Origin of the sequence: Citrobacter sp. Cf072 (genome assembly GCF_030334485.1) — a bacterium.
GTDB lineage: Bacteria > Pseudomonadota > Gammaproteobacteria > Enterobacterales > Enterobacteriaceae > Citrobacter > Citrobacter freundii.
Map to the genome: position 1 here is coordinate 99,629 of NZ_JAOWDX010000047.1, position 23,311 is coordinate 122,939.

The 23,311-nt window shown below is 52.8% G+C and carries 20 protein-coding genes; 17 read left to right on the plus strand and 3 right to left on the minus strand.

Going from position 1 to position 23,311, the window contains the following annotated elements:
* Positions 1-57 precede the first annotated feature (57 nt).
* Positions 58-1,260 carry an acetate kinase gene (gene ackA, locus OGX66_RS19240; RefSeq protein WP_003839347.1) on the minus strand — a complete coding sequence of 401 codons (1,203 nt, stop codon included), beginning with the start codon at positions 1,258-1,260 and terminating at the stop codon, positions 58-60.
* A gap of 339 nt (positions 1,261-1,599) precedes the next feature.
* Here ackA and yfbV point away from each other — a divergent pair, with 339 nt between their 5' ends.
* The 4 genes from yfbV (at position 1,600) to OGX66_RS19260 (ending at position 5,213) form a co-directional block, all read left to right on the plus strand.
* Complete coding sequence (yfbV, locus tag OGX66_RS19245; RefSeq protein WP_003028087.1) at positions 1,600-2,055, plus strand: terminus macrodomain insulation protein YfbV; 456 nt, start codon at positions 1,600-1,602, stop codon at positions 2,053-2,055.
* 83 nt (positions 2,056-2,138) lie between these two features.
* A complete protein-coding gene (locus OGX66_RS19250) occupies positions 2,139-2,633 on the plus strand; it encodes a YfbU family protein (protein ID WP_003028086.1) in 495 nt (164 codons plus the stop codon).
* Complete coding sequence (locus tag OGX66_RS19255) at positions 2,626-3,303, plus strand: sugar phosphatase (RefSeq protein ID WP_085951580.1); 678 nt, start codon at positions 2,626-2,628, stop codon at positions 3,301-3,303. The genes OGX66_RS19250 and OGX66_RS19255 overlap by 8 nt, the downstream gene beginning before the upstream one ends.
* A gap of 77 nt (positions 3,304-3,380) precedes the next feature.
* Complete coding sequence (locus OGX66_RS19260) at positions 3,381-5,213, plus strand: SLC13 family permease (RefSeq protein ID WP_003028084.1); 1,833 nt, start codon at positions 3,381-3,383, stop codon at positions 5,211-5,213.
* A 101-nt stretch (positions 5,214-5,314) separates the two neighbouring features.
* On the opposite strand, the gene yfbR is transcribed toward OGX66_RS19260, so the two are convergent.
* Complete coding sequence (gene yfbR / locus OGX66_RS19265; protein ID WP_003028083.1) at positions 5,315-5,914, minus strand: 5'-deoxynucleotidase; 600 nt, start codon at positions 5,912-5,914, stop codon at positions 5,315-5,317.
* Between the two features lie 83 nt (positions 5,915-5,997).
* On the minus strand, positions 5,998-7,215 hold the full coding sequence (alaA, locus tag OGX66_RS19270) for an alanine transaminase AlaA (RefSeq protein ID WP_003028082.1): 1,218 nt from the start codon (positions 7,213-7,215) through the stop codon (positions 5,998-6,000).
* Positions 7,216-8,142: 927 nt separating this feature from the next.
* Here alaA and lrhA point away from each other — a divergent pair.
* The 13 genes from lrhA to nuoM all read left to right on the plus strand — a co-directional run bounded on the left by lrhA (position 8,143) and on the right by nuoM (position 23,310).
* Positions 8,143-9,081, plus strand: coding sequence for a transcriptional regulator LrhA (lrhA, locus tag OGX66_RS19275; RefSeq protein ID WP_044701192.1), 939 nt, complete (start codon positions 8,143-8,145; stop codon positions 9,079-9,081).
* Positions 9,082-9,708: 627 nt separating this feature from the next.
* Positions 9,709-10,152 carry an NADH-quinone oxidoreductase subunit NuoA gene (gene nuoA / locus OGX66_RS19280; RefSeq protein ID WP_003028077.1) on the plus strand — a complete coding sequence of 148 codons (444 nt, stop codon included), beginning with the start codon at positions 9,709-9,711 and terminating at the stop codon, positions 10,150-10,152.
* A 15-nt stretch (positions 10,153-10,167) separates the two neighbouring features.
* Positions 10,168-10,830 (plus strand): NADH-quinone oxidoreductase subunit NuoB, encoded by a 663-nt coding sequence (gene nuoB / locus OGX66_RS19285; protein WP_003028075.1) that lies wholly within the window; start codon positions 10,168-10,170, stop codon positions 10,828-10,830.
* 85 nt (positions 10,831-10,915) lie between these two features.
* A complete protein-coding gene (gene nuoC / locus OGX66_RS19290) occupies positions 10,916-12,718 on the plus strand; it encodes an NADH-quinone oxidoreductase subunit C/D (RefSeq protein ID WP_003028072.1) in 1,803 nt (600 codons plus the stop codon).
* A 2-nt stretch (positions 12,719-12,720) separates the two neighbouring features.
* Positions 12,721-13,221 carry an NADH-quinone oxidoreductase subunit NuoE gene (nuoE, locus tag OGX66_RS19295; RefSeq protein ID WP_003028069.1) on the plus strand — a complete coding sequence of 167 codons (501 nt, stop codon included), beginning with the start codon at positions 12,721-12,723 and terminating at the stop codon, positions 13,219-13,221.
* The gene (nuoF, locus tag OGX66_RS19300; protein ID WP_003839356.1) at positions 13,218-14,555 is read left to right on the plus strand and encodes an NADH-quinone oxidoreductase subunit NuoF; all 1,338 of its coding nucleotides are present in this window, start codon (positions 13,218-13,220) and stop codon (positions 14,553-14,555) included. The genes nuoE and nuoF overlap by 4 nt, the downstream gene beginning before the upstream one ends.
* Before the next feature lie 80 nt (positions 14,556-14,635).
* Positions 14,636-17,362 carry an NADH-quinone oxidoreductase subunit NuoG gene (nuoG, locus tag OGX66_RS19305; protein ID WP_057101417.1) on the plus strand — a complete coding sequence of 909 codons (2,727 nt, stop codon included), beginning with the start codon at positions 14,636-14,638 and terminating at the stop codon, positions 17,360-17,362.
* Positions 17,359-18,336, plus strand: coding sequence for an NADH-quinone oxidoreductase subunit NuoH (gene nuoH / locus OGX66_RS19310; protein ID WP_003028063.1), 978 nt, complete (start codon positions 17,359-17,361; stop codon positions 18,334-18,336). The genes nuoG and nuoH overlap by 4 nt, the downstream gene beginning before the upstream one ends.
* A 14-nt stretch (positions 18,337-18,350) precedes the next feature.
* A complete protein-coding gene (nuoI, locus tag OGX66_RS19315; protein WP_003028062.1) occupies positions 18,351-18,893 on the plus strand; it encodes an NADH-quinone oxidoreductase subunit NuoI in 543 nt (180 codons plus the stop codon).
* 11 nt (positions 18,894-18,904) lie between these two features.
* On the plus strand, positions 18,905-19,459 hold the full coding sequence (gene nuoJ, locus OGX66_RS19320) for an NADH-quinone oxidoreductase subunit J (protein ID WP_003028059.1): 555 nt from the start codon (positions 18,905-18,907) through the stop codon (positions 19,457-19,459).
* Positions 19,456-19,758, plus strand: a complete 303-nt coding sequence (gene nuoK, locus OGX66_RS19325) for an NADH-quinone oxidoreductase subunit NuoK (protein ID WP_000612644.1) — start codon at positions 19,456-19,458, stop codon at positions 19,756-19,758. The genes nuoJ and nuoK overlap by 4 nt, the downstream gene beginning before the upstream one ends.
* Positions 19,755-21,596, plus strand: a complete 1,842-nt coding sequence (gene nuoL / locus OGX66_RS19330; protein ID WP_003027695.1) for an NADH-quinone oxidoreductase subunit L — start codon at positions 19,755-19,757, stop codon at positions 21,594-21,596. The genes nuoK and nuoL overlap by 4 nt, the downstream gene beginning before the upstream one ends.
* Before the next feature lie 184 nt (positions 21,597-21,780).
* Positions 21,781-23,310: an NADH-quinone oxidoreductase subunit M gene (gene nuoM, locus OGX66_RS19335; RefSeq protein WP_003027692.1), complete on the plus strand. Its 1,530-nt coding sequence runs from the start codon at positions 21,781-21,783 to the stop codon at positions 23,308-23,310.
* Position 23,311: the final 1 nt, after the last annotated feature.

Sequence of the window (23,311 nt, forward strand, 5' to 3'; positions counted from 1 at the left end):
CCGCCCGTTTCAGGCGGGTTACAAAACAGCACCGCCAGCTAGGCTGGCGGTGTGAAATCAGGCGGTCAGACGGCTCGCGTCTTGCGCGATAACCAGTTCTTCGTTGGTTGGGATAACCAACGCAGGACGGGTACCTTCTTTGTTGATGAAACCAGATTTGCCGAAACGTGCGGCCAGGTTACGTTCGTGGTCTACTTCAAAGCCCAGAACGCCCAGTTTGCCCAGAGACAGTTCACGAACCATCGCGGCGTTTTCACCGATACCACCGGTGAAGACAACGGCATCCAGACGACCATCCATCAGCGCAGTGTAAGAACCGATGTATTTCGCCAGACGGTGGCAGTAAACGTCCATTGCACGTTTAGCGTCTTCTTTAGTCGCGTAGTTATCTTCAACATAGCGGCAGTCGCTGGTGACTTCGGTCAGACCCAGCAGGCCGGACTCTTTGGTCAGCATTTTGTTGATCTGGTCAACGCTCATGCCCAGGGTGTCGTGCAGGTGGAAGATGATCGCCGGGTCGATGTCACCGGAACGTGTACCCATCACCAGACCTTCCAGTGGGGTCAGACCCATGGAGGTATCAACACATTTACCGTTACGGATAGCAGATACAGAACCGCCGTTGCCCAGGTGGCAAGTGATGATGTTCAGCTCATCAACCGGTTTGTTCAGCACTTTAGCCGCTTCCTGAGTAACGAAGAAGTGGCTGGTACCGTGCGCGCCGTAACGACGAACGCCATGTTCTTTGTACAGGCTGTACGGCAGGGCGTAGAGGTAAGATTCTTCCGGCATAGTCTGATGGAACGCGGTGTCGAATACGGCCACGTTTTTGTCTTTCAGATTCGGGAAGGATTTCAGCGCTTCAGCGATACCGATCAGGTGTGCAGGGTTGTGCAGCGGTGCAAAAGAGGCTGCATCTTTGATACCCTGAATAACGGAATCGTCGATAACTACAGAGCCGGTGTATTTTTCGCCGCCGTGAACAACACGGTGACCAATCGCAGTCAGCTGAGCAGACAGTTCTGGTTTTTGTGCCAGAATAGTATTAACGATAAAATTCAGCGCTTCACTGTGAGCGGCGCCTGCACCTAAAGCCGCTTCTTGTTTACCGCCATCCATTTTCCATTTGATACGTGCTTCTGGGAGATGGAAACATTCGGCTAAACCAGAAAGGTATTCTTCACCGTTTACTGCATCGATGATGGCAAATTTCAGTGAGGAGCTACCGCAGTTCAGAACCAGTACTAACTTACTCGACATGGAAGTACCTATTTATGATACGTGGCTAAAAAAACGTCAGGGAGTCATAGAGCGTAGCGCATGATGACACCGACGTTTATGATTAACATCATGCGCCATGGTCTTTTTGGGCACGATGGAATAAATACCTTTGAGTCTATGTCATTTTGCGTATTTTTCAGCCAATGGCATACTATGTGTCAATTTGACGACTCAATGATTTTGGACTAAAGGCCTTACAGGCCGGCACAGGATACCTGAATGTGGGTATCAAAGACAAAATGTTTTGAACGATGTCCCTTGTAGTTGTTGTTTTGCACAAATTTTTTAATTTTTATATGTGAAGTTGAGGTAACCGCCATGTCGACACCGGATAATCGTTCCGTCAATTTTTTTAGCTTGTTTCGCCGGGGGCAGCACTACGCGAAGACGTGGCCAATGGAAAAGCGCCTCGCGCCCGTGTTTGTAGAGAACCGTGTGATCCGTATGACACGTTACGCAATCCGTTTTATGCCGCCTATCGCCGTCTTCACCTTATGCTGGCAAATTGCGCTAGGGGGACAGTTGGGACCGGCCGTGGCGACCGCGCTGTTTGCGCTCAGCCTGCCGATGCAGGGCATGTGGTGGCTGGGTAAACGTTCCGTGACGCCGCTGCCGCCTTCAATACTCAACTGGTTCTACGAAGTTCGGGGTAAATTGCAAGAAGCCGGGCAGGCGCTCTCTCCGGTAGAAGGAAAGCCGGATTACCAGGCGCTGGCTGACACGCTTAAGCGCGCCTTCAAACAACTGGATAAAACTTTCCTTGATGATTTGTAATTGACCCCTGATTACGCATATAAAAGAAGGCACAAGATGCCTTCTTTTTTTTCATCGCAGTAGTAGTGATACAGGAGTCCCAAATGGAAATGACCAACGCTCAACGTCTGATTTTGTCGAATCAGTACAAAATGATGACTATGCTCGACCCAACTAACGCCGAGCGTTATCGTCGTTTGCAGACGATTATTGAACGCGGTTACGGCTTGCAGATGCGTGAGCTGGATCGTGAGTTTGGTGAACTGACGGAAGAAACCTGTCGTACGATTATCGATATTATGGAGATGTATCACGCATTACATGTGTCCTGGACTAATCTTAAGGATGCACAGGCTATTGATGAGCGCCGCGTGACTTTCCTCGGTTTTGACGCCGCAACGGAAGCCCGTTTCCTCGGATACGTTCGCTTTATGGTGAATGTGGAAGGTCGCTATACCCACTTTGATGCGGGTACGCATGGCTTCAACGCCCAGACCCCGATGTGGGAAAAATATCAGCGTATGTTGAACGTCTGGCACTCTTGCCCGCGCCAGTATCACCTGAGCGCGAATGAAATTAACCAAATCATTAATGCCTGAGGGGGCGAGCGTGCAGTGCAAAGGTTTTCTGTTTGATCTGGATGGAACGCTGGTCGATTCCTTACCCGCAGTAGAACGTGCGTGGTGCAACTGGGCCGATCGTTTTGGCCTCGATCACGCCGAGGTGCTCGGCTTTATTCATGGCAAGCAGGCCATTACCTCCCTGCGACACTTTATGGTGGGCAAATCTGAGGCAGAGATCGCCGCGGAGTTTACCCGCCTGGAGCAGATCGAAGCGACGGAAACCGCCGGGATCACTGCGCTGCCTGGGGCTGTTGATTTACTCAACCATCTCAATAAAGCGGGTATTCCATGGGCGATTGTGACCTCCGGCTCTATGCCGGTCGCACGGGCGCGCCATCGTGTTGCTGGGCTTCCTGCTCCCGAAGTGTTTGTCACTGCCGAGCGGGTAAAAAGAGGGAAACCAGAGCCAGACGCGTATCTGTTAGGCGCTCAGCTTCTGGGCCTGGCACCGCAGGAATGTGCCGTGGTGGAAGATGCCCCCGCCGGGGTGCTTTCAGGACTAGCTGCTGGGTGTCATGTCATCGCGGTCAACGCGCCAGCGGATACGCCGCGTCTGAACGAGGTTGATTTTTCGCTGACCAGTCTGGAACATATTTCTGTGACCAAACAACCCAACGGAAATGTGGTCGTTATAAGAAATACCTGATCATGATTTAGCCCCAGATTGTTGGGGCTTTTTTATGGCAGAATCAGTCCATCCCTCTCATTTAACAAGGATATGTTGTGAACGGTGAATTGATATGGGTTCTCTCATTGCTGGCGATTGCCGTCGTCTTGTTTGCAACTGGCAGAGTGCGTATGGACGCGATCGCTTTGCTGGTCATTATTGCCTTTGTTCTGAGTGGAACATTGAGCATCACAGAGGCTTTTTCCGGGTTCAGCGATCCTAACGTTATTTTGATAGCGGCTTTATTCATTATCGGTGACGGTCTCGTGCGTACCGGTGTGGCGACAGTAATGGGTGCCTGGCTGGTGAAGGTCGCCGGTAGCAGTGAAGTTAAAATGCTGGTGTTGCTGATGATAACCGTAGCTGGACTCGGTGCATTCATGAGTTCGACCGGTGTGGTCGCCATCTTTATTCCGGTTGTCTTAAGTGTTTCCATGCGCATGGAAATTTCTCCTTCACGCCTGATGATGCCGCTAAGTTTTGCCGGCTTGATAAGCGGCATGATGACGCTGGTGGCAACGCCGCCAAACCTGGTCGTCAACAGTGAACTGTTACGTGAAGGACTTAATGGTTTTAGCTTTTTTAGCGTAACCCCACTGGGATTGGTGGTGTTGGTACTTGGCATAATTTATATGCTGGTGATGCGTTTTATGCTGAAGGGTGAAGACTCCGGGCAGCCGGGCGACGGCTGGAAGCGCCGGACTTTTCGCGATCTGATTAAAGAATATCGCCTGACCGGGCGCGCGCGTCGCCTGGCGATTCGCCCGGGTTCTCCTATGATAGGCCAGCGTCTGGACGACCTGAAACTGCGTGAGCGCTACGGGGCAAACGTGATTGGCGTGGAGCGCTGGCGTCGCTTTCGTCGCGTGATCGTTGACGTAAACGGGGTTTCTGAGTTTCGTGCTCGTGACGTATTGCTGATTGATATGTCTGCGGCCGATGTCGACCTGCGTGAATTTTGCGCTGAGCAACTGTTGGAACCGATGGTGCTGCGTGGAGAATACTTCTCCGAGCAGGCACTTGATGTGGGCATGGCCGAAATCTCTCTGATCCCTGAGTCGGAATTGATCGGCAAAACGGTACGGGAAATCGCTTTTCGTACGCGTTACGGGCTGAATGTCGTTGGGCTGAAGCGCGATGGTACGGCGCTGGCCGGGGCGGTGGTTGATGAGCCGCTGTTGATGGGCGATATCATTTTAGTGGTGGGCAACTGGAAGCTGATCACGCTGCTTGGACAAAAAGGGCGCGATTTTGTGGTGCTAAATATGCCTGTGGAAGTCAGTGAAGCTTCTCCGGCGCACAGCCAGGCGCCGCATGCGATTTTCTGTCTGGTACTGATGGTCGCGTTAATGCTCACCGATGAAATCCCTAATACGGTTGCCGCGATTATCGCATGTTTGCTGATGGGAAAATTCCGCTGCATCGATGCCGAAAGCGCCTACAAAGCCATTCACTGGCCAAGCATTATTTTGATTGTCGGGATGATGCCTTTTGCGCTGGCGTTACAGAAAACGGGCGGCGTCGATCTGGTGGTGAAAGGGCTAATGGACGTTGGTGGTGGGTATGGCCCGTATATGATGCTGGGCTGCCTGTTCGTGCTGTGCGCGACCATTGGGTTATTTATCTCTAACACCGCGACGGCGGTACTGATGGCGCCGATTGCGCTGGCGGCGGCAAAGTCGATGGGCGTTTCGCCGTATCCGTTTGCGATGGTGATTGCGATGGCGGCTTCCGCAGCCTTTATGACGCCAGTGTCTTCACCGGTAAACACACTGGTGCTCGGGCCGGGTAACTACAGCTTTAGCGACTTCGTGAAGATTGGCGTACCGTTTACGGTGATTGTCATGGCTGTGTGCGTGGTGATGATCCCGATGCTGTTCCCGTTTTGACCGCCGCAGTAAACGCCTGATGGCGCTGCGCTTATCAGGCCTACGGATATCACGTTACCTGTAGGCCGGATAAGGCGTTAGCCGCCATCCGGCAAAATCGTTTAAAGCGGTGAATCCTGGCTGATTTCATCTAATGAAAGGTGAAAGCTTGGGACAAACACGTCCATAAAGTAGTCCATCTCTTCGCTGCGTCGTGACTCCAGCGTTTTTTCCAGACGTGTTTTCGCCAGCAGAAATTCGTTGTTACCGGCGGAGAGTTCTTCCAGGCACTTCAGATACGCGCACAGGGCATCGGCCTGTTTAACAATCGATCTTTCTTCTTCACTTAAGGCATGTTCATCAATGAGCGGTGCAAAAATATCGCGCAACTCATCGGGAACCATATCGACCAGTTTTTGCTGGGCAATTTTCTCTATCGCTTTATATTCCTGAGCAATCTGCGAGTTGAAATATTTCACTGGGGTAGGGAGATCGCCGGTTAACACCTCTGACGCATCGTGGTACATCGCCAGCAGGGCAATACGCTCAGCATTTACCTGACCACCAAATTTACGGTTTTTGATCGCGGCCAGCGCATGAGCAACCATGGCAACCTGCAGACTGTGTTCGGACACGTTTTCAGTGCGCACGTTGCGCATCAGCGGCCAGCGGTTAATGAGTTTCAGACGGGAGAGGTGGGCAAAAAAGTGGCTCTGCTTCATAACGACCCTTACTCAGTGACTTCAGTAACGGTATTTTGCGCAGAGAGTGCTACCGGATGCAAACCCGGTAGCACTTTGCGTGGTTACAGCTGGCGATACCCTGACAGGAAACGCTCAAATTTACTCAACGACATTTCGATATCATCAATTCGCGGCAGCGTAACGATGCGGAAATGATCCGGCCACGGCCAGTTGAATGCTGTCCCCTGGACCAGCAGTACTTTTTCCTGCAACAGGAAGTCGAGCACCATCTTCTGGTCGTCATGAATATTGAAGCGCTTGGCGTCAATTTTCGGGAACATATACAGTGCACCGCGCGGTTTTACGCAAGAGACGCCAGGAATATCATTGAGCAGTTCCCAGGCGCGGTTACGTTGCTCATACAGACGTCCGCCAGGCATAATGAATTCGCTGATGCTCTGATATCCACCCAGCGCGGTCTGAATGGCATGTTGTGCAGGGACGTTCGCACACAGGCGCATAGAAGCCAGCATCTCAAGGCCTTCGATATACCCTTTGGCATGTTTCTTCGGTCCGTTCAGTACCATCCAGCCCTGACGGAAACCGGCAACACGATAGGTTTTTGACAGGCCGTTAAAGGTAATAGTCAGCAGATCCGGGGCCATTGCCGCAATCGAGTGGTGCTCGGCGTCATCGTAGAGAATTTTGTCGTAAATCTCATCTGCAAAGATGATGAGGTTGTTCTGGCGAGCAATCTCAACAATCTCCATCAGCAGCTCTTTAGAATAAACAGCGCCGGTTGGGTTGTTGGGGTTGATGATGACGATCCCACGCGTACGCGGCGTAATTTTGGCGCGGATATCATCCAGGTCCGGGAACCAGTCTGACGATTCATCACACAGGTAGTGCACGGCATTACCACCAGAGAGCGAAACCGCCGCCGTCCACAGTGGATAATCAGGTGCAGGAACCAGCATTTCGTCCCCACTGTTCAGCAATGCCTGCATGGCCTGCACAATCAATTCGGATACGCCGTTACCGATATAGATATCTTCTACGGTTACATCGCGCATCCCGCGGGCCTGGTAATGCTGCATGATTGCTTTGCGGGCTGAATAAAGGCCTTTGGAATCGCAATATCCTTGCGCTGTTGGCAAATTGCGGATCACATCCACTAAAATTTCATCTGGTGCTTCAAACCCGAAAGGCGCAGGGTTGCCGATGTTCAGTTTCAGAACTTTGTTGCCTTCTTCTTCCAGGCGCTTTGCTTCCTTCAGAACCGGGCCGCGAATGTCATAACAGACGTTTTCTAATTTGCTGGATTTTTCAATGGGGGACATGAACGTTGACCTTTTTAGCTGTGAATGCCACTCCCTGCCGTGGAAGTCAGCCCAGCACAATGTACTCCCACGACGGTGAGTTTTGAAGGGTCTTTAGTAGAAGATTTTGGAAAGCAGGAGGACGATAATTAACTTTTAATAACTAAATTATGCAATTATTACAGTGTAATAATCTGGATTGTTGTGTTTTTTATGGTTTATGTTTTGCTTTGTTGGCTTTGGTATGGTGATTTGTCTGGTCGAAAAAAGTTACCCCTATAAAACAAAATGCAGTCGATATCTGTGTGATACGGCGCGATTCGAAAATACTGAGGTTTCATCCACGAATTCTGTTATCGGTCTGATCCCTACGTGATACGGTGTGAATCCATTGTTAAGCATAATTAATGAATTGAGAGATTCTTAATTAATTATTATTTATTATTTAAACGACATCAAATTGAGTGGGCTAATAATACGAAAACCGTTGCACTGACATAACACCAATTCGCCCGGAATTATTCGCAATAACACTTATAAATATAGTGGTTTTAGGTTAAGATAACTCCTATGAAATGGTTTGTAGTACGAGTTTTACGATAATTCAAATGTTTGTTGGTTGTTCATAACATACTGAAAAGTTAGTTTTTAATGTGTAAATTATTGTTCGTTAACTATTTTTTAAATTTACAAAATTTACATGTTTTCCATTAGTCAGAATCATACGGCAGCTAAAAATACGGCTCTTTCTCGTTGCTATATTCCGATGAATATCACGGGTTTTAAAATAGCTCAGAAAGAGAATTGTTTCGTTTGTTAAACCAAATACATCCTTATTTTCACTTGGTTACACTAAGCGAAACTGAAGGGAGGCACATTACAAATGGAGTTGTTTGATTCTGAATGCACAGCATTAACCCGGTATGACCCGCGAGTAAGTGAAAAACTATGATAAATGCAAATCGTCCGATAATTAACCTCGACCTCGATCTGCTGAGAACCTTTGTTGCTGTTGCCGACCTAAATACCTTCGCGGCTGCGGCAGCTGCGGTATGTCGAACTCAGTCTGCGGTAAGTCAGCAAATGCAGCGCCTTGAGCAACTTGTGGGGAAAGAGTTGTTCGCGCGTCATGGACGCAACAAACTGCTGACCGAACATGGTATCCAGCTGTTGGGTTACGCCAGGAAAATACTGCGATTTAATGATGAGGCATGCTCATCATTGATGTTTAACAATCTTCAGGGGGTGTTAACTATCGGTGCTTCTGATGAATCCGCCGACACCATACTCCCATTTCTGCTTAACCGCATTAGTTCGGTTTATCCGAAACTTGCGCTTGATGTAAGAGTGAAACGCAATGCTTACATGGTGGAGATGCTTAAGTCGCAAGAAGTGGATTTAGTGGTCACCACGAATCGCCCTGACGATTTTGAATGCCTGAATTTGCGGACTTCACCGACGCACTGGTATTGCGCAGCCGAATATATCCTGCAAAAAGGCGAACCGGTGCCGTTAGTTCTGCTGGACGATCCCAGCCCGTTTCGCGATATCGTGCTGGCGACGTTGAATGCCGCACAGATCCCGTGGCGTCTGGCTTATGTCGCTTCAACATTGCCTGCGGTCCGCGCGGCGGTAAAAGCAGGGCTTGGCGTCACTGCGCGTCCTGTAGAAATGATGAGCCCGGATTTACGCGTACTGGGTGCGGCGGACGGATTGCCACCTCTGCCTGATACCGAGTATCTGTTGTGCAGCGATCCGGGCACGCAAAATGAATTAGCTCAGGCTATCTTTAAGTCGATGCAGACATATCAAAATCCTTGGCAATACAATCAGTTTACCCCTGAAGGGGGAGATGATTCGCTGATTGTTGAAGGCGACTTTGAGTAAAGCGTCACAAAAAAACGTTTAAAAATGTAAGTGTAAAAAAGGGCCACTGATGATGAAAAAACATCCAGCGGCTCTTTTTTTATGCAAATATTACTGCTTTCTGTTCATTCATATACTAAAACTTAACAAAATCAGCAGGTAAAAAAACAGACTGACAATAGGGTGAAAAATAATCAGCCGCGTTGCTAAATGTTTCCATGTTAAAAAACTAGAGAAATTGTTGCTGTTTTTTATGGTGAATTAACAAAAGCGTGTCACAGATCAAGAAAATACTCCCATTTAGGGGGAGGCATCTGGGTGAATTCCTGTCAAAATAGACGTGTATTATCTTTTTTACTTCACTACGGACACGATTCAACAACATTAAAAATGACCGATGATGCAATCGAAATGGGTCTAAAGAGCACTTTATGTTAATGGAGTTGGAGTAGTGTAAAATAATGTGAGGAAACTTTTGTTAAAGTTGACAAAAGGTTATAGAAAGGAGTAAAAAACCCCATCAATTAGCTGTATAAAATGATTTTTCACAGTGATTGTAAGGTTTTTTTTATTCCTCCCCATGAATCGATGTGGCGTTCATCTGCCGAAAAGAGCAGAGAATTTGGCGCTACTTTTGATGAGTAAGCAATGAGTATGTCAACATCCACTGAAATCATCGCTCATCACTGGGCATTCGCTATCTTTCTTATCGTTGCCATTGGCCTGTGCTGCCTGATGCTCGTCGGCGGCTGGTTTTTAGGGGGTCGCGCACGCGCGAGATCTAAAAACGTGCCGTTTGAATCAGGTATCGACTCGGTCGGCACCGCCCGCCTGCGCCTGTCTGCCAAGTTTTATCTGGTAGCCATGTTCTTCGTTATCTTCGACGTTGAAGCGCTGTATCTGTTCGCATGGTCAACTTCTATCCGTGAAAGCGGTTGGATTGGCTTTGTGGAAGCTGCAATTTTTATTTTTGTGTTACTGGCAGGTCTGGTTTATCTGGTGCGTATTGGCGCGCTGGACTGGACGCCCGCGCGTTCACGCCGCGAGCGTATGAACCCGGAAACGAACAGTATCGCTAATCGTCAACGCTAACCGCGAGGCATTAAGATGGATTATACGCTCACCCGCATAGATCCTAACGGTGAGAACGACCGTTACCCCCTGCAAAAACAGGAGATCGTAACCGACCCCCTGGAACAAGAAGTTAACAAAAACGTGTTCATGGGCAAACTGCATGACATGGTTAACTGGGGCCGTAAAAACTCAATTTGGCCATATAACTTTGGCCTTTCCTGCTGCTACGTTGAGATGGTGACCTCGTTTACCGCCGTGCACGATGTGGCCCGTTTTGGTGCGGAAGTACTGCGTGCATCGCCGCGTCAGGCTGACCTGATGGTCGTAGCCGGAACCTGCTTTACCAAAATGGCGCCAGTTATTCAGCGCCTCTACGATCAGATGCTGGAACCGAAATGGGTTATTTCCATGGGCGCATGCGCCAACTCCGGCGGGATGTACGACATCTATTCTGTGGTGCAGGGCGTTGATAAATTTATTCCGGTCGATGTGTACATCCCGGGATGTCCGCCGCGCCCAGAAGCGTATATGCAGGCTCTGATGCTGCTGCAAGATTCCATTGGCAAAGAACGCCGTCCGCTCTCCTGGGTGGTTGGCGATCAGGGCGTTTATCGCGCCAATATGCAGTCAGAACGCGAGCGTAAACGCGGCGAACGTATTGCTGTAACGAATCTTCGTACACCAGACGAGATTTAATTTGCGCCTGTCGGCAGCAGCACTTCCTTCGCTTATCACTAAATAAATAGCGCGAAGCACTGCCGACCACCACGGACCATTTGCAATGGTGAACAATATGACCGACTTAACCGCGCAAGACGCCGCATGGCAAACACGGGATCACCTTGATGACCCGGTCATTGGCGAACTGCGCAACCGTTTTGGGCCGGATGCCTTTACCGTTCAGGCGACTCGCACCGGGGTACCCGTTGTTTGGGTCAAGCGTGAACAATTACTGGAAGTTGGCGATTTCTTAAAGAGACTGCCGAAACCTTACGTCATGCTGTTTGACTTACACGGCATGGACGAACGTCTGCGTACGCACCGCGAAGGGTTACCCGCCGCGGATTTTTCCGTTTTCTATCACCTGATCTCCATTGAACGCAATCGCGATATCATGCTCAAGGTGGCTTTGTCTGAAAACGATCTGCGCGTACCGACTTTCACCAAACTGTTCCCGAACGCCAACTGGTATGAGCGTGAAACCTGGGAAATGTTTGGCATCGATATCGAAGGTCACCCGCACCTGACGCGTCTGCTGATGCCGCATACCTGGGAAGGCCATCCGCTGCGTAAAGACTACCCGGCGCGTGCAACCGAATTCGACCCGTTTGAGCTGACTAAAGCCAAACAGGATCTGGAAATGGAAGCGCTGACCTTCAAACCTGAAGATTGGGGCATGAAGCGTAGCACCGAAAATGAGGACTTCATGTTCCTCAACCTCGGTCCTAACCACCCGTCTTCCCACGGTGCGTTCCGTATTGTGCTGCAGCTTGATGGCGAAGAAATCGTCGACTGCGTACCTGACATCGGCTACCACCACCGTGGCGCTGAAAAGATGGGCGAACGTCAGTCCTGGCACAGCTACATTCCTTACACCGACCGTATCGAGTACCTCGGCGGCTGCGTTAACGAAATGCCTTACGTACTGGCGGTTGAGAAACTGGCAGGCATCACCACGCCGGATCGCGTCAACGTGATTCGCGTCATGCTGTCTGAATTGTTCCGTATCAACAGTCATCTGCTGTACATCTCCACGTTCATTCAGGACGTCGGCGCGATGACCCCGGTATTTTTCGCCTTTACCGACCGTCAGAAAATCTACGACGTCGTGGAAGCGATCACCGGTTTCCGTATGCACCCGGCCTGGTTCCGTATCGGCGGTGTGGCACACGATCTGCCGCGCGGTTGGGACAAACTGCTGCGTGATTTCCTCGACTGGATGCCAAAACGTCTGGATTCTTACGAGAAAGCCGCGCTGCGTAACACCATCCTGAAAGGCCGTTCGCAGGGTGTTGCCGCTTACGGTAAGAAAGAAGCGCTGGACTGGGGTTGTACCGGTGCTGCGCTGCGTGCGACCGGTATTGATTTCGACGTGCGTAAAGCGCGTCCGTACTCTGGCTATGAAAACTTTGACTTTGAGGTCCCGGTTGGCGGCGGTGTGTCCGACTGCTATACCCGCGTGATGCTGAAAGTTGAAGAGCTGCGCCAGAGTCTGCGCATCCTTGAGCAGTGCCTCAATAACATGCCGGAAGGCCCGTTCAAAGCGGATCACCCGCTGACGACGCCGCCACCGAAAGAGCGCACGCTGCAACATATCGAAACCCTTATCACCCACTTCCTGCAGGTTTCGTGGGGTCCGGTTATGCCGGCAAACGAGTCCTTCCAGATGGTGGAAGCGACCAAGGGTATCAACAGTTACTACCTGACCAGCGATGGCAGCACCATGAGTTACCGTACCCGTATCCGTACCCCGAGCTATGCGCACCTGCAGCAGATCCCGGTAGCGGTACGTGGCAGCCTGGTGTCCGACCTGATCGTCCATCTGGGTAGTATCGATTTTGTTATGTCAGATGTGGACCGCTAATTATGCACGAGAATCAACAACCACAAACCGAGGCTTTTGAGCTGAGTGCGGCTGAGCGTGAAGCGATTGAGCACGAGAAGCACCACTACGAAGACCCGCGTGCGGCGTCCATTGAAGCGCTGAAAATCGTTCAGAAACAGCGTGGCTGGGTGCCGGATGGGGCGATCTATGCGATCGCTGATGTGCTGGGTATTCCGGCAAGTGACGTAGAAGGTGTTGCTACGTTTTATAGCCAGATCTTCCGCCAGCCGGTAGGTCGCCACGTGATCCGCTATTGCGACAGCGTGGTGTGCCATATCAACGGCTACCAGGGGATCCAGGCCGCGCTTGAGAAAAAACTCAACATCAAGCCGGGGCAGACGACTTTTGATGGTCGCTTTACGCTGCTGCCGACCTGTTGCCTGGGGAACTGCGACAAAGGGCCAAACATGATGATCGATGAGGATACTCACGCTCATCTGACCCCAGAAGGCATTCCCGAACTGCTGGAGCGGTATAAATGAAAGACATTATCCGTACTCCCGAAACCCATCCGCTGACCTGGCGTCTGCGTGATGACAAACAGCCGGTCTGGCTGGACGAATACCGTAGCAAGAACGGCTACGAAGGTGCGCGTAAGGCCCTGACCGGGCTGTCACCGGATGAAATCGTTAATCAGGTAAAAGACGCTGGCCTGAAAGGGCGCGGCGGCGCGGGCTTTTCCACCGGTCTGAAGTGGAGCCTGATGCCGAAAGACGAATCCATGAACATCCGTTACCTGCTGTGTAACGCCGATGAAATGGAGCCGGGCACCTATAAAGACCGTCTGCTGATGGAACAGCTGCCGCACCTGCTGGTGGAAGGCATGCTGATTTCCGCGTTTGCGCTGAAAGCGTACCGTGGTTATATCTTCCTGCGCGGTGAATATATCGAAGCAGCCGTGCATCTGCGTCGCGCAATCGCCGAAGCGACCGAAGCCGGTCTGCTTGGCAAAAACATTATGGGCACCGGTTTCGACTTTGAACTGTTTGTCCACACTGGGGCAGGGCGTTACATCTGCGGTGAAGAAACCGCGCTGATCAACTCCCTCGAAGGTCGCCGTGCTAACCCACGCTCTAAGCCGCCGTTCCCGGCAAGCTCTGGCGCATGGGGTAAGCCGACCTGCGTAAACAACGTCGAAACCCTGTGTAACGTACCGGCTATCCTCGCGAACGGCGTGGAGTGGTACCAGAACATTTCGAAGAGCAAAGACGCGGGCACCAAGCTGATGGGCTTCTCCGGTCGTGTGAAGAACCCTGGCCTGTGGGAACTGCCTTTCGGTACTACCGCGCGTGAGATCCTCGAAGATTACGCGGGTGGCATGCGCGATGGCCTGAAGTTCAAAGCCTGGCAACCTGGCGGCGCGGGGACTGACTTCCTGACCGAAGCACACCTCGATCTGCCGATGGAATTCGAAAGCATTGGTAAAGCAGGTAGCCGTCTGGGCACCGCGCTGGCAATGGCTGTCGATCACGAGATTGGCATGGTTCCTCTGGTGCGTAACCTCGAAGAGTTCTTTGCCCGCGAGTCCTGTGGCTGGTGTACGCCGTGCCGTGATGGTCTGCCGTGGAGTGTGAAAATTCTGCGCGCGCTTGAGCGTGGCGAAGGCCAGCCTGGGGATATCGAGACACTTGAGCAACTGTGTCGTTTCCTCGGCCCGGGTAAAACCTTCTGTGCACACGCACCGGGTGCAGTGGAACCGCTGCAGAGCGCGATTAAATATTTCCGCGAAGAATTCGAAGCTGGCATCAAGCAGACCTTCAGCAATACCCACGCTATTGGTGGTATTCAGCCGAACCTGCTGAAAGAGCGCTGGTGATCACAGGGTTAGCCCTGTGTCGCGATAAGAAATTCGATTAACGCTCGGTTACGACCGAGCCAACTGGAAGCATGCTGACTATGGCTACGATTCATGTAGACGGCAAAGAATATGAGGTCAACGGAGCGGACAACCTGCTGGAAGCTTGTCTGTCTCTTGGCCTTGATATTCCGTACTTTTGCTGGCACCCGGCGCTGGGAAGCGTCGGTGCTTGCCGCCAGTGTGCGGTAAAGCAATATCAGAACGCGGAAGACACGCGTGGTCGCCTGGTGATGTCTTGTATGACACCGGCCACCGAAGGCACCTTTATTTCTATTGATGACGAAGAAGCGAAGCAGTTTCGCGAAAGCGTCGTGGAGTGGTTGATGACTAACCACCCGCACGACTGTCCGGTCTGTGAAGAGGGCGGCAACTGCCACCTGCAGGATATGACCGTCATGACCGGTCACAGCTTCCGTCGCTACCGCTTCACGAAGCGTACTCACCGTAACCAGGACCTGGGGCCGTTCATCTCTCACGAAATGAACCGCTGCATCGCCTGCTATCGCTGTGTACGTTACTACAAAGATTACGCCGATGGTGCGGATCTGGGCGTGTATGGCGCACATGACAACGTCTACTTCGGTCGTCCGGAAGACGGTACGCTCGAAAGCGAATTCTCTGGCAACCTGGTCGAAATTTGTCCAACCGGCGTCTTCACCGATAAAACGCACTCCGAGCGTTATAACCGTAAATGGGACATGCAGTTTGCGCCGAGCATCTGCCAGCAGTGTTCCATCGGCTGTAACACCAGCCCGGGCGAGCGCTACGGTGAACTGCGTCGTATCGAAAACCGTTATAACGGTACCGTTAACCACTACTTCCTCTGCGACCGTGGTCGTTTCGGCTATGGTTACGTGAATCTGAAAGACCGTCCGCGTCAGCCGGTACAGCGTCGTGGCGATGACCTGATCACGCTGAACGCCGAGCAGGCGATGCAGGGCGCGGCAGATATTCTGCGTCAGTCGAAGAAAGTGATTGGTATCGGCTCCCCGCGCGCCAGCGTTGAAAGTAACTTCGCGCTGCGTGAACTGGTCGGTGCGGATAACTTCTATACCGGTATCGCTCAGGGCGAACTGGATCGTCTGCAACTGGCGTTGAGCGTACTGCGTGACGGCGGGATTCATACTCCGGCACTGCGCGAAATCGAATCTTATGATGCGGTTCTGGTGCTGGGCGAAGATGTCACCCAGACCGGCGCACGCGTTGCGCTGGCGGTGCGTCAGGCGGTGAAAGGTAAAGCGCGTGAAATGGCGGCGGCACAGAAAGTGGCTGACTGGCAGATCGCAGCAATCCTTAATATCGGCCAGCGTGCTAAGCATCCGCTATTCGTTACCAACGTCGATAACACCCGTCTGGACGATATCGCCGCTTGGACCTATCGCGCACCGGTTGAAGATCAGGCGCGTTTAGGTTTCGCTATCGCCCACGCGCTGGATAACAACGCGCCGGCGGTTGACGGTATTGACCGTGACCTGCAGAACAAAATTGACGTTATCGTTCAGGCACTAGCCGGGGCGAAGAAACCACTGATTATTTCCGGCACCAACGCCGGTAGCGCCGAAGTGATTCAGGCGGCTGCCAACGTGGCGAAGGCGCTGAAAGGCCGTGGCGCAGACGTTGGCATCACCATGATTGCTCGCTCGGTTAACAGCATGGGCCTCGGCATGATTGGCGGTGGTTCCCTTGACGATGCGCTGACCGAGCTGGAAACAGGCCGCGCTGACGCTGTTGTGGTGCTGGAAAATGACCTGCATCGCCATGCTTCAGCCGCTCGCGTTGATGCCGCGCTGGCGAAAGCGCCGCTGGTACTGGTCGTTGACCATCAGCGTACGGCAATTATGGAAAACGCCCATCTGGTGCTTTCCGCTGCAAGCTTCGCCGAAAGCGATGGTACGGTGATTAACAACGAAGGCCGCGCCCAGCGTTTCTTCCAGGTTTATGACCCATCCTACTACGACAGCAACACCGTAATGCTGGAAAGCTGGCGCTGGCTGCACTCGCTGCACAGCACCGTGCAGAGCCGTGAAGTGGACTGGACGCAGCTCGACCACGTTATCGACGCGGTTGTTGAGAAGTTGCCGCAGCTGGCGGGCATTAAAGATGCCGCGCCGGACGCAAGCTTCCGTATCCGTGGACAGAAGCTGGCGCGTGAACCGCACCGCTACAGTGGGCGTACCGCAATGCGCGCCAACATCAGCGTACACGAACCGCGTCAACCGCAGGACAAAGACACCATGTTCGCTTTCTCTATGGAAGGGAACAACCAGCCGTCTGCACCGCGTTCACAAATTCCGTTTGCCTGGGCTCCGGGCTGGAACTCCCCACAGGCGTGGAACAAGTTCCAGGATGAAGTGGGCGGTAAACTGCGTCATGGCGATCCGGGCGTGCGCCTGATCGAAGCTTCTGCGGATGGTATGGATTACTTCACTACCGTTCCGGCGAGCTTCCAGGCTCAGGATGGTCAGTGGCGTGTCGCGCCGTACTACCATCTGTTTGGTAGTGACGAAATGTCCCAGCGTGCGCCGGTCTTCCAGACCCGTATGCCGCAGCCGTACATCAAACTCAACCCGGCTGATGCCGCGAAGTTGGGTGTTAATGCCGGTACGCGCGTTTCTTTCAGCTACGATGGCAACACGGTTACGCTGCCGGTTGAAATCGCTGAAGGATTAACGGCAGGGCAGGTTGGTTTACCGATGGGCATGCCTGGCATCGCGCCGGTTCTGGCAGGTGCGCGTCTTGAGGATCTGCAGGAGGCACAACAATGAGTTGGATTACACCCGATCTGATTGAGATCCTGCTGAGCATTCTCAAAGCGGTGGTGATCCTGCTGGTGGTGGTCACCTGCGGGGCATTCATGAGCTTTGGCGAACGTCGTCTGCTGGGTCTGTTCCAGAACCGTTACGGACCGAACCGTGTTGGCTGGGGCGGTTCGCTCCAGCTGGTTGCGGACATGATCAAGATGTTCTTTAAAGAAGACTGGATCCCGAAATTCTCGGATCGCGTCATCTTTACCCTGGCACCGATGATCGCCTTCACCTCGCTGCTGCTGGCTTTCGCCATCGTGCCGGTGAGTCCGAACTGGGTGGTTGCTGACCTGAACATCGGGATCCTGTTCTTCCTGATGATGGCGGGCCTCGCGGTATACGCAGTGCTGTTCGCCGGCTGGTCCAGTAACAACAAATACTCCCTGCTCGGTGCGATGCGTGCGTCTGCGCAGACCCTGAGCTACGAAGTGTTCCTCGGACTTTCCCTGATGGGCGTGGTGGCGCAGGCCGGTTCATTTAACATGACCGACATCGTCAACAACCAGGCTGATATCTGGAACGTTATTCCGCAGTTCTTTGGTTTTGTCACCTTTGCCATCGCGGGCGTGGCGGTGTGTCACCGTCACCCGTTTGACCAGCCAGAAGCCGAGCAGGAACTGGCCGACGGTTACCACATTGAATATTCCGGTATGAAATTCGGTCTGTTCTTCGTGGGTGAATACATCGGTATCGTCACCATTTCTGCACTGATGGTTACCCTGTTCTTCGGTGGCTGGCATGGCCCGTTCTTACCGCCATTCGTCTGGTTCGCGCTGAAAACCGCGTTCTTCATGATGATGTTCATTTTGATTCGTGCGTCGTTACCGCGTCCTCGTTATGACCAGGTAATGTCCTTCGGCTGGAAAGTCTGTCTGCCGCTGACGCTCGTCAACTTGCTGGTAACTGCGGCTGTCATTCTCTGGCAGGCGCAATAAGGGACACAAAGACCATGACCTTAAAAGAATTGTTCGTAGGTTTCGGCACCCAGGTACGCAGTATCTGGATGATCGGCCTGCATGCGTTCGCGAAACGCGAAACGCAGATGTACCCGGAAGAGCCGGTCTATCTACCGCCCCGTTTTCGTGGTCGTATCGTTCTGACTCGTGATCCAGACGGTGAAGAGCGCTGCGTTGCCTGTAACCTGTGTGCGGTAGCGTGTCCGGTAGGCTGTATCTCTTTGCAAAAAGCAGAGACCAAAGATGGCCGCTGGTATCCGGAGTTTTTCCGCATTAACTTCTCACGCTGCATTTTCTGCGGCCTGTGCGAAGAAGCCTGTCCGACAACGGCTATTCAGCTGACTCCAGATTTCGAGCTGGGTGAGTACAAGCGCCAGGACCTGGTTTACGAGAAAGAGGATCTGCTGATCTCCGGTCCGGGCAAATACCCGGAATATAACTTCTACCGGATGGCAGGTATGGCAATCGACGGCAAAGATAAGGGCGAAGCAGAGAACGAAGCCAAGCCTATCGACGTCAAGAGCCTGTTACCGTAAGGAGAGGGGCAATGGAGTTCGCTTTTTATATCTGTGGCCTGATAGCCATTCTCGCAACCTTGCGGGTGATCACCCACACCAATCCGGTACACGCACTGCTGTATCTGATTATTTCGCTGCTGGCGATTTCCGGGGTGTTCTTCTCGTTAGGCGCTTACTTCGCCGGTGCGCTGGAAATTATCGTCTACGCGGGCGCTATCATGGTGCTGTTCGTATTCGTGGTAATGATGCTCAACCTCGGTGGTTCTGAAATTGAACAGGAACGCCAGTGGCTGAAACCTCAGGTGTGGATTGGTCCGGCGATTCTGTCGGCCATCATGCTGGTGGTCATTGTTTACGCCATTCTGGGCGTAAACGATCAGGGCATCGACGGGACGCCAATTAGCGCGAAAGCAGTCGGTATTTCCCTGTTCGGACCGTATGTACTGGCGGTCGAACTGGCTTCGATGCTGCTGCTGGCGGGCCTGGTTGTGGCCTTCCACGTGGGGCGCGAAGAGCGTTCAGGTGAAGTGCTGAGCAATCGCACTGATGACCGCGCGAAAAGAAAAACGGAGGAGCACGCATGATCCCCTTACAACATGGACTGATCCTCGCTGCGATTTTATTCGTCCTGGGTTTGACCGGTCTGGTTATCCGCCGCAATCTGCTGTTTATGCTGATCGGGCTGGAAATCATGATTAACGCCTCCGCGCTGGCCTTTGTGGTCGCCGGAAGCTACTGGGGCCAGACCGATGGTCAGGTGATGTACATTCTCGCCATCAGCCTTGCGGCTGCGGAAGCGAGCATTGGACTTGCGCTGTTGCTGCAACTTCATCGCCGTCGCCAGAACCTGAACATCGATTCAGTAAGTGAGATGCGTGGATGAACATGCTTGCCTTAACCATTATTCTGCCATTTATTGGCTTTGTATTACTGGCGTTTTCCCGTGGTCGTTGGTCAGAAAATCTGTCCGCTACCGTGGGTGTCGGGTCGATTGGTCTGGCCGCGCTGGTGACTGCGTTTGTTGGCGTTGATTTCTTTGCCAATGGCCAGCAGGCTTATAGCCAGCCGCTGTGGACCTGGATGTCAGTCGGCGACTTCAACATCGGTTTTAACCTGGTGCTGGATGGCCTGTCGCTGACTATGCTCTCCGTGGTGACCGGCGTTGGTTTCCTGATCCACATGTTCGCCTCCTGGTATATGCGCGGAGAAGAGGGCTATTCTCGTTTCTTCGCCTACACCAACCTGTTTATCGCCAGCATGGTGGTTCTGGTGCTGGCGGATAACCTGCTGCTGATGTACCTCGGCTGGGAAGGCGTGGGCCTGTGCTCCTATCTGCTGATTGGTTTCTACTATACCGATCCGAAGAATGGCGCTGCGGCAATGAAAGCCTTTGTGGTAACCCGTGTTGGTGACGTATTCCTGGCGTTCGCGCTGTTCATCCTCTACAACGAGCTGGGCACGCTGAACTTCCGCGAAATGGTGGAACTGGCGCCTGCGCACTTTGCAGATGGTAACAACATGCTGATGTGGGCAACCCTGATGCTGCTGGGCGGTGCGGTCGGTAAATCTGCGCAGTTGCCGTTGCAAACATGGCTTGCTGATGCGATGGCCGGCCCGACGCCTGTCTCTGCGCTTATCCACGCTGCGACGATGGTTACCGCCGGTGTCTACCTGATTGCACGTACGCACGGCCTGTTCCTGATGACCCCGGAAATCCTGCACCTGGTGGGGATTATCGGTGCCATCACTCTGGTGCTGGCGGGTTTTGCTGCGCTGGTACAGACCGACATCAAACGCGTTCTTGCGTACTCCACCATGAGCCAGATTGGTTATATGTTCCTGGCTCTCGGTGTACAGGCGTGGGATGCGGCGATTTTCCACCTGATGACGCACGCCTTCTTTAAAGCGCTGCTGTTCCTGGCATCGGGCTCGGTTATCCTGGCTTGCCACCACGAACAGAACATCTTCAAGATGGGCGGACTGCGTAAGTCAATTCCGCTGGTGTATCTCTGCTTCCTGATCGGTGGCGCGGCGCTGTCGGCTCTGCCGCTGATTACCGCTGGCTTCTTCAGTAAGGATGAGATTCTGGCCGGTGCAATGGCGAATGGTCATATTAATCTGATGGTTGCAGGTCTGGTCGGTGCGTTCATGACCTCTCTGTACACCTTCCGTATGATTTTCATCGTGTTCCACGGTAAAGAACAAATTCACGCTCATGCAGGGAAGGGGATTACCCATCATCTGCCGCTGATTGTGCTGATGATCCTGTCCACCTTCGTTGGCGCGCTGATTGTGCCACCGCTGCAGGGGGTACTGCCTGCGACGACCGAGCTTGAGCATGGTCGCGTTATGACGCTGGAAATTACCTCCGGTATCGTAGCGATTGCGGGCATCCTGATCGCAGCATGGCTGTGGCTGGGTAAACGCCAGCTTGTGACATCGATTGCCAACAGTGCGCCGGGCCGCCTGCTGGGTACCTGGTGGTATAACGCCTGGGGCTTCGACTGGCTGTACGACAAAGTGTTCGTCAAGCCGTTCCTGGGTGTTGCCTGGTTGCTGAAACGCGATCCGCTCAACTCAATGATGAACATTCCGGCGATCCTTTCCCGCTTTGCAGGTAAAGGCCTGCTGTTGAGCGAGAACGGTTATCTGCGCTGGTATGTGGCATCAATGAGCATCGGCGCCGTCGTTGTGCTGGCACTGTTGATGGTACTGCGTTGAGTTTGAGGATTGTGGGGTTGATGTCGGATGGCGCTCGCGCTTATCCGACCTACGGGAATCTGTAGGCCCGGTAAGCGTTCGCGCCACCGGGCAAAAAAAGCCGCAATCCGAAGTGAATTTTCTGTTTTGAGAATTCGTTGAAAATCAGGTCCTGATGGGACTTTAACAAGGAATAAAGATCGCCATGTTACTACCCTGGCTAATATTAATTCCCTTTATCGGTGGCTTCCTGTGCTGGCAGACCGAACGCTTTGGCGTGAAGGTGCCGCGCTGGATCGCGCTGATTACCATGGGATTGACGCTGGCGCTTGGCCTGCAACTGTGGTTGCAGGGCGGCTATTCACTGACGCAATCCGCTGGCATTCCGCAGTGGCAGTCTGAGTTTGTCCTGCCGTGGATCCCACGTTTTGGCATCTCTATTCATCTGGCTATCGATGGTCTGTCGCTGCTGATGGTAGTGCTGACCGGTCTGCTCGGTGTTCTGGCGGTACTTTGCTCCTGGAATGAAATCGAAAAATACCAGGGCTTCTTCCATCTGAACCTGATGTGGATCTTAGGCGGCGTGATCGGCGTGTTCCTTGCCATCGACATGTTCCTGTTCTTCTTCTTCTGGGAAATGATGCTGGTGCCGATGTACTTCCTGATCGCGTTGTGGGGGCATAAAGCCTCTGACGGTAAAACGCGTATCACGGCGGCGACCAAGTTCTTCATTTATACCCAGGCGAGTGGTCTGGTGATGTTGATTGCCATCCTGGCGCTGGTGTTTGTGCACTATAAAGCGACCGGTGTGTGGACCTTCAACTATGAAGAGCTGCTGAATACCCCGATGTCCCACGGTGTGGAATATCTGCTGATGCTGGGCTTCTTCATCGCCTTCGCGGTGAAAATGCCGGTGGTTCCGCTGCACGGCTGGTTGCCGGATGCACACTCCCAGGCGCCGACCGCAGGTTCCGTTGACCTGGCGGGGATTTTGCTGAAAACCGCGGCTTACGGTCTGCTGCGCTTCTCCCTGCCGCTGTTCCCGAACGCGTCGGCGGAGTTTGCACCTATCGCAATGTGGCTGGGCGTTATCGGTATCTTCTACGGCGCGTGGATGGCCTTTAATCAGTACGATATCAAACGCCTGATCGCTTACACCTCCGTATCGCACATGGGCTTCGTACTGATTGCTATCTACACCGGCAGCCAGCTGGCGTACCAGGGTGCGGTTATTCAGATGATCGCGCACGGTCTGTCCGCAGCCGGTCTGTTCATTCTGTGTGGTCAGCTGTACGAACGTCTGCACACGCGTGATATGCGTATGATGGGCGGCCTGTGGGGCAAAATGAAATGGTTGCCTGCGCTGTCAATGTTCTTCGCCGTGTGTACGCTGGGTATGCCGGGTACAGGTAACTTCGTTGGCGAATTTATGATTCTGTTCGGCAGCTACCAGGTGGTTCCGGTCATTACCGTGATCTCGACCTTTGGTCTGGTGTTTGCCTCTGTTTACTCGCTGGCGATGTTGCATCGCGCTTACTTCGGTAAAGCGAAGAGCCAGATTGCCAGTGTTGAACTGCCAGGGATGTCGCTGCGTGAGCTGTTTATCATCCTGTTGCTGGTCGTGCTTCTGGTACTGCTTGGCTTCTATCCGCAGCCGATTCTGGATACCTCGCATTCTGCGATGAGCAACATCCAGCAGTGGTTTGTTAATTCCGTTACTACTACAAGGCCGTAAA

Excerpts from the sequence above, each read along its gene's own strand:
- ackA (WP_003839347.1), bottom strand. The coding sequence starts at position 1,260 with ATGTCGAGTAAGTTAGTACTGGTTCTGAACTGCGGTAGCTCCTCACTG.
- yfbV (WP_003028087.1), top strand. The coding sequence starts at position 1,600 with ATGTCGACACCGGATAATCGTTCCGTCAATTTTTTTAGCTTGTTTCGC.
- OGX66_RS19250 (WP_003028086.1), top strand. The coding sequence starts at position 2,139 with ATGGAAATGACCAACGCTCAACGTCTGATTTTGTCGAATCAGTACAAA.
- OGX66_RS19255 (WP_085951580.1), top strand. The coding sequence starts at position 2,626 with ATGCCTGAGGGGGCGAGCGTGCAGTGCAAAGGTTTTCTGTTTGATCTG.
- yfbR (WP_003028083.1), bottom strand. The coding sequence starts at position 5,914 with ATGAAGCAGAGCCACTTTTTTGCCCACCTCTCCCGTCTGAAACTCATT.
- alaA (WP_003028082.1), bottom strand. The coding sequence starts at position 7,215 with ATGTCCCCCATTGAAAAATCCAGCAAATTAGAAAACGTCTGTTATGAC.
- lrhA (WP_044701192.1), top strand. The coding sequence starts at position 8,143 with ATGATAAATGCAAATCGTCCGATAATTAACCTCGACCTCGATCTGCTG.
- nuoA (WP_003028077.1), top strand. The coding sequence starts at position 9,709 with ATGAGTATGTCAACATCCACTGAAATCATCGCTCATCACTGGGCATTC.
- nuoB (WP_003028075.1), top strand. The coding sequence starts at position 10,168 with ATGGATTATACGCTCACCCGCATAGATCCTAACGGTGAGAACGACCGT.
- nuoC (WP_003028072.1), top strand. The coding sequence starts at position 10,916 with ATGGTGAACAATATGACCGACTTAACCGCGCAAGACGCCGCATGGCAA.
- nuoE (WP_003028069.1), top strand. The coding sequence starts at position 12,721 with ATGCACGAGAATCAACAACCACAAACCGAGGCTTTTGAGCTGAGTGCG.
- nuoF (WP_003839356.1), top strand. The coding sequence starts at position 13,218 with ATGAAAGACATTATCCGTACTCCCGAAACCCATCCGCTGACCTGGCGT.
- nuoG (WP_057101417.1), top strand. The coding sequence starts at position 14,636 with ATGGCTACGATTCATGTAGACGGCAAAGAATATGAGGTCAACGGAGCG.
- nuoH (WP_003028063.1), top strand. The coding sequence starts at position 17,359 with ATGAGTTGGATTACACCCGATCTGATTGAGATCCTGCTGAGCATTCTC.
- nuoI (WP_003028062.1), top strand. The coding sequence starts at position 18,351 with ATGACCTTAAAAGAATTGTTCGTAGGTTTCGGCACCCAGGTACGCAGT.
- nuoJ (WP_003028059.1), top strand. The coding sequence starts at position 18,905 with ATGGAGTTCGCTTTTTATATCTGTGGCCTGATAGCCATTCTCGCAACC.
- nuoK (WP_000612644.1), top strand. The coding sequence starts at position 19,456 with ATGATCCCCTTACAACATGGACTGATCCTCGCTGCGATTTTATTCGTC.
- nuoL (WP_003027695.1), top strand. The coding sequence starts at position 19,755 with ATGAACATGCTTGCCTTAACCATTATTCTGCCATTTATTGGCTTTGTA.
- nuoM (WP_003027692.1), top strand. The coding sequence starts at position 21,781 with ATGTTACTACCCTGGCTAATATTAATTCCCTTTATCGGTGGCTTCCTG.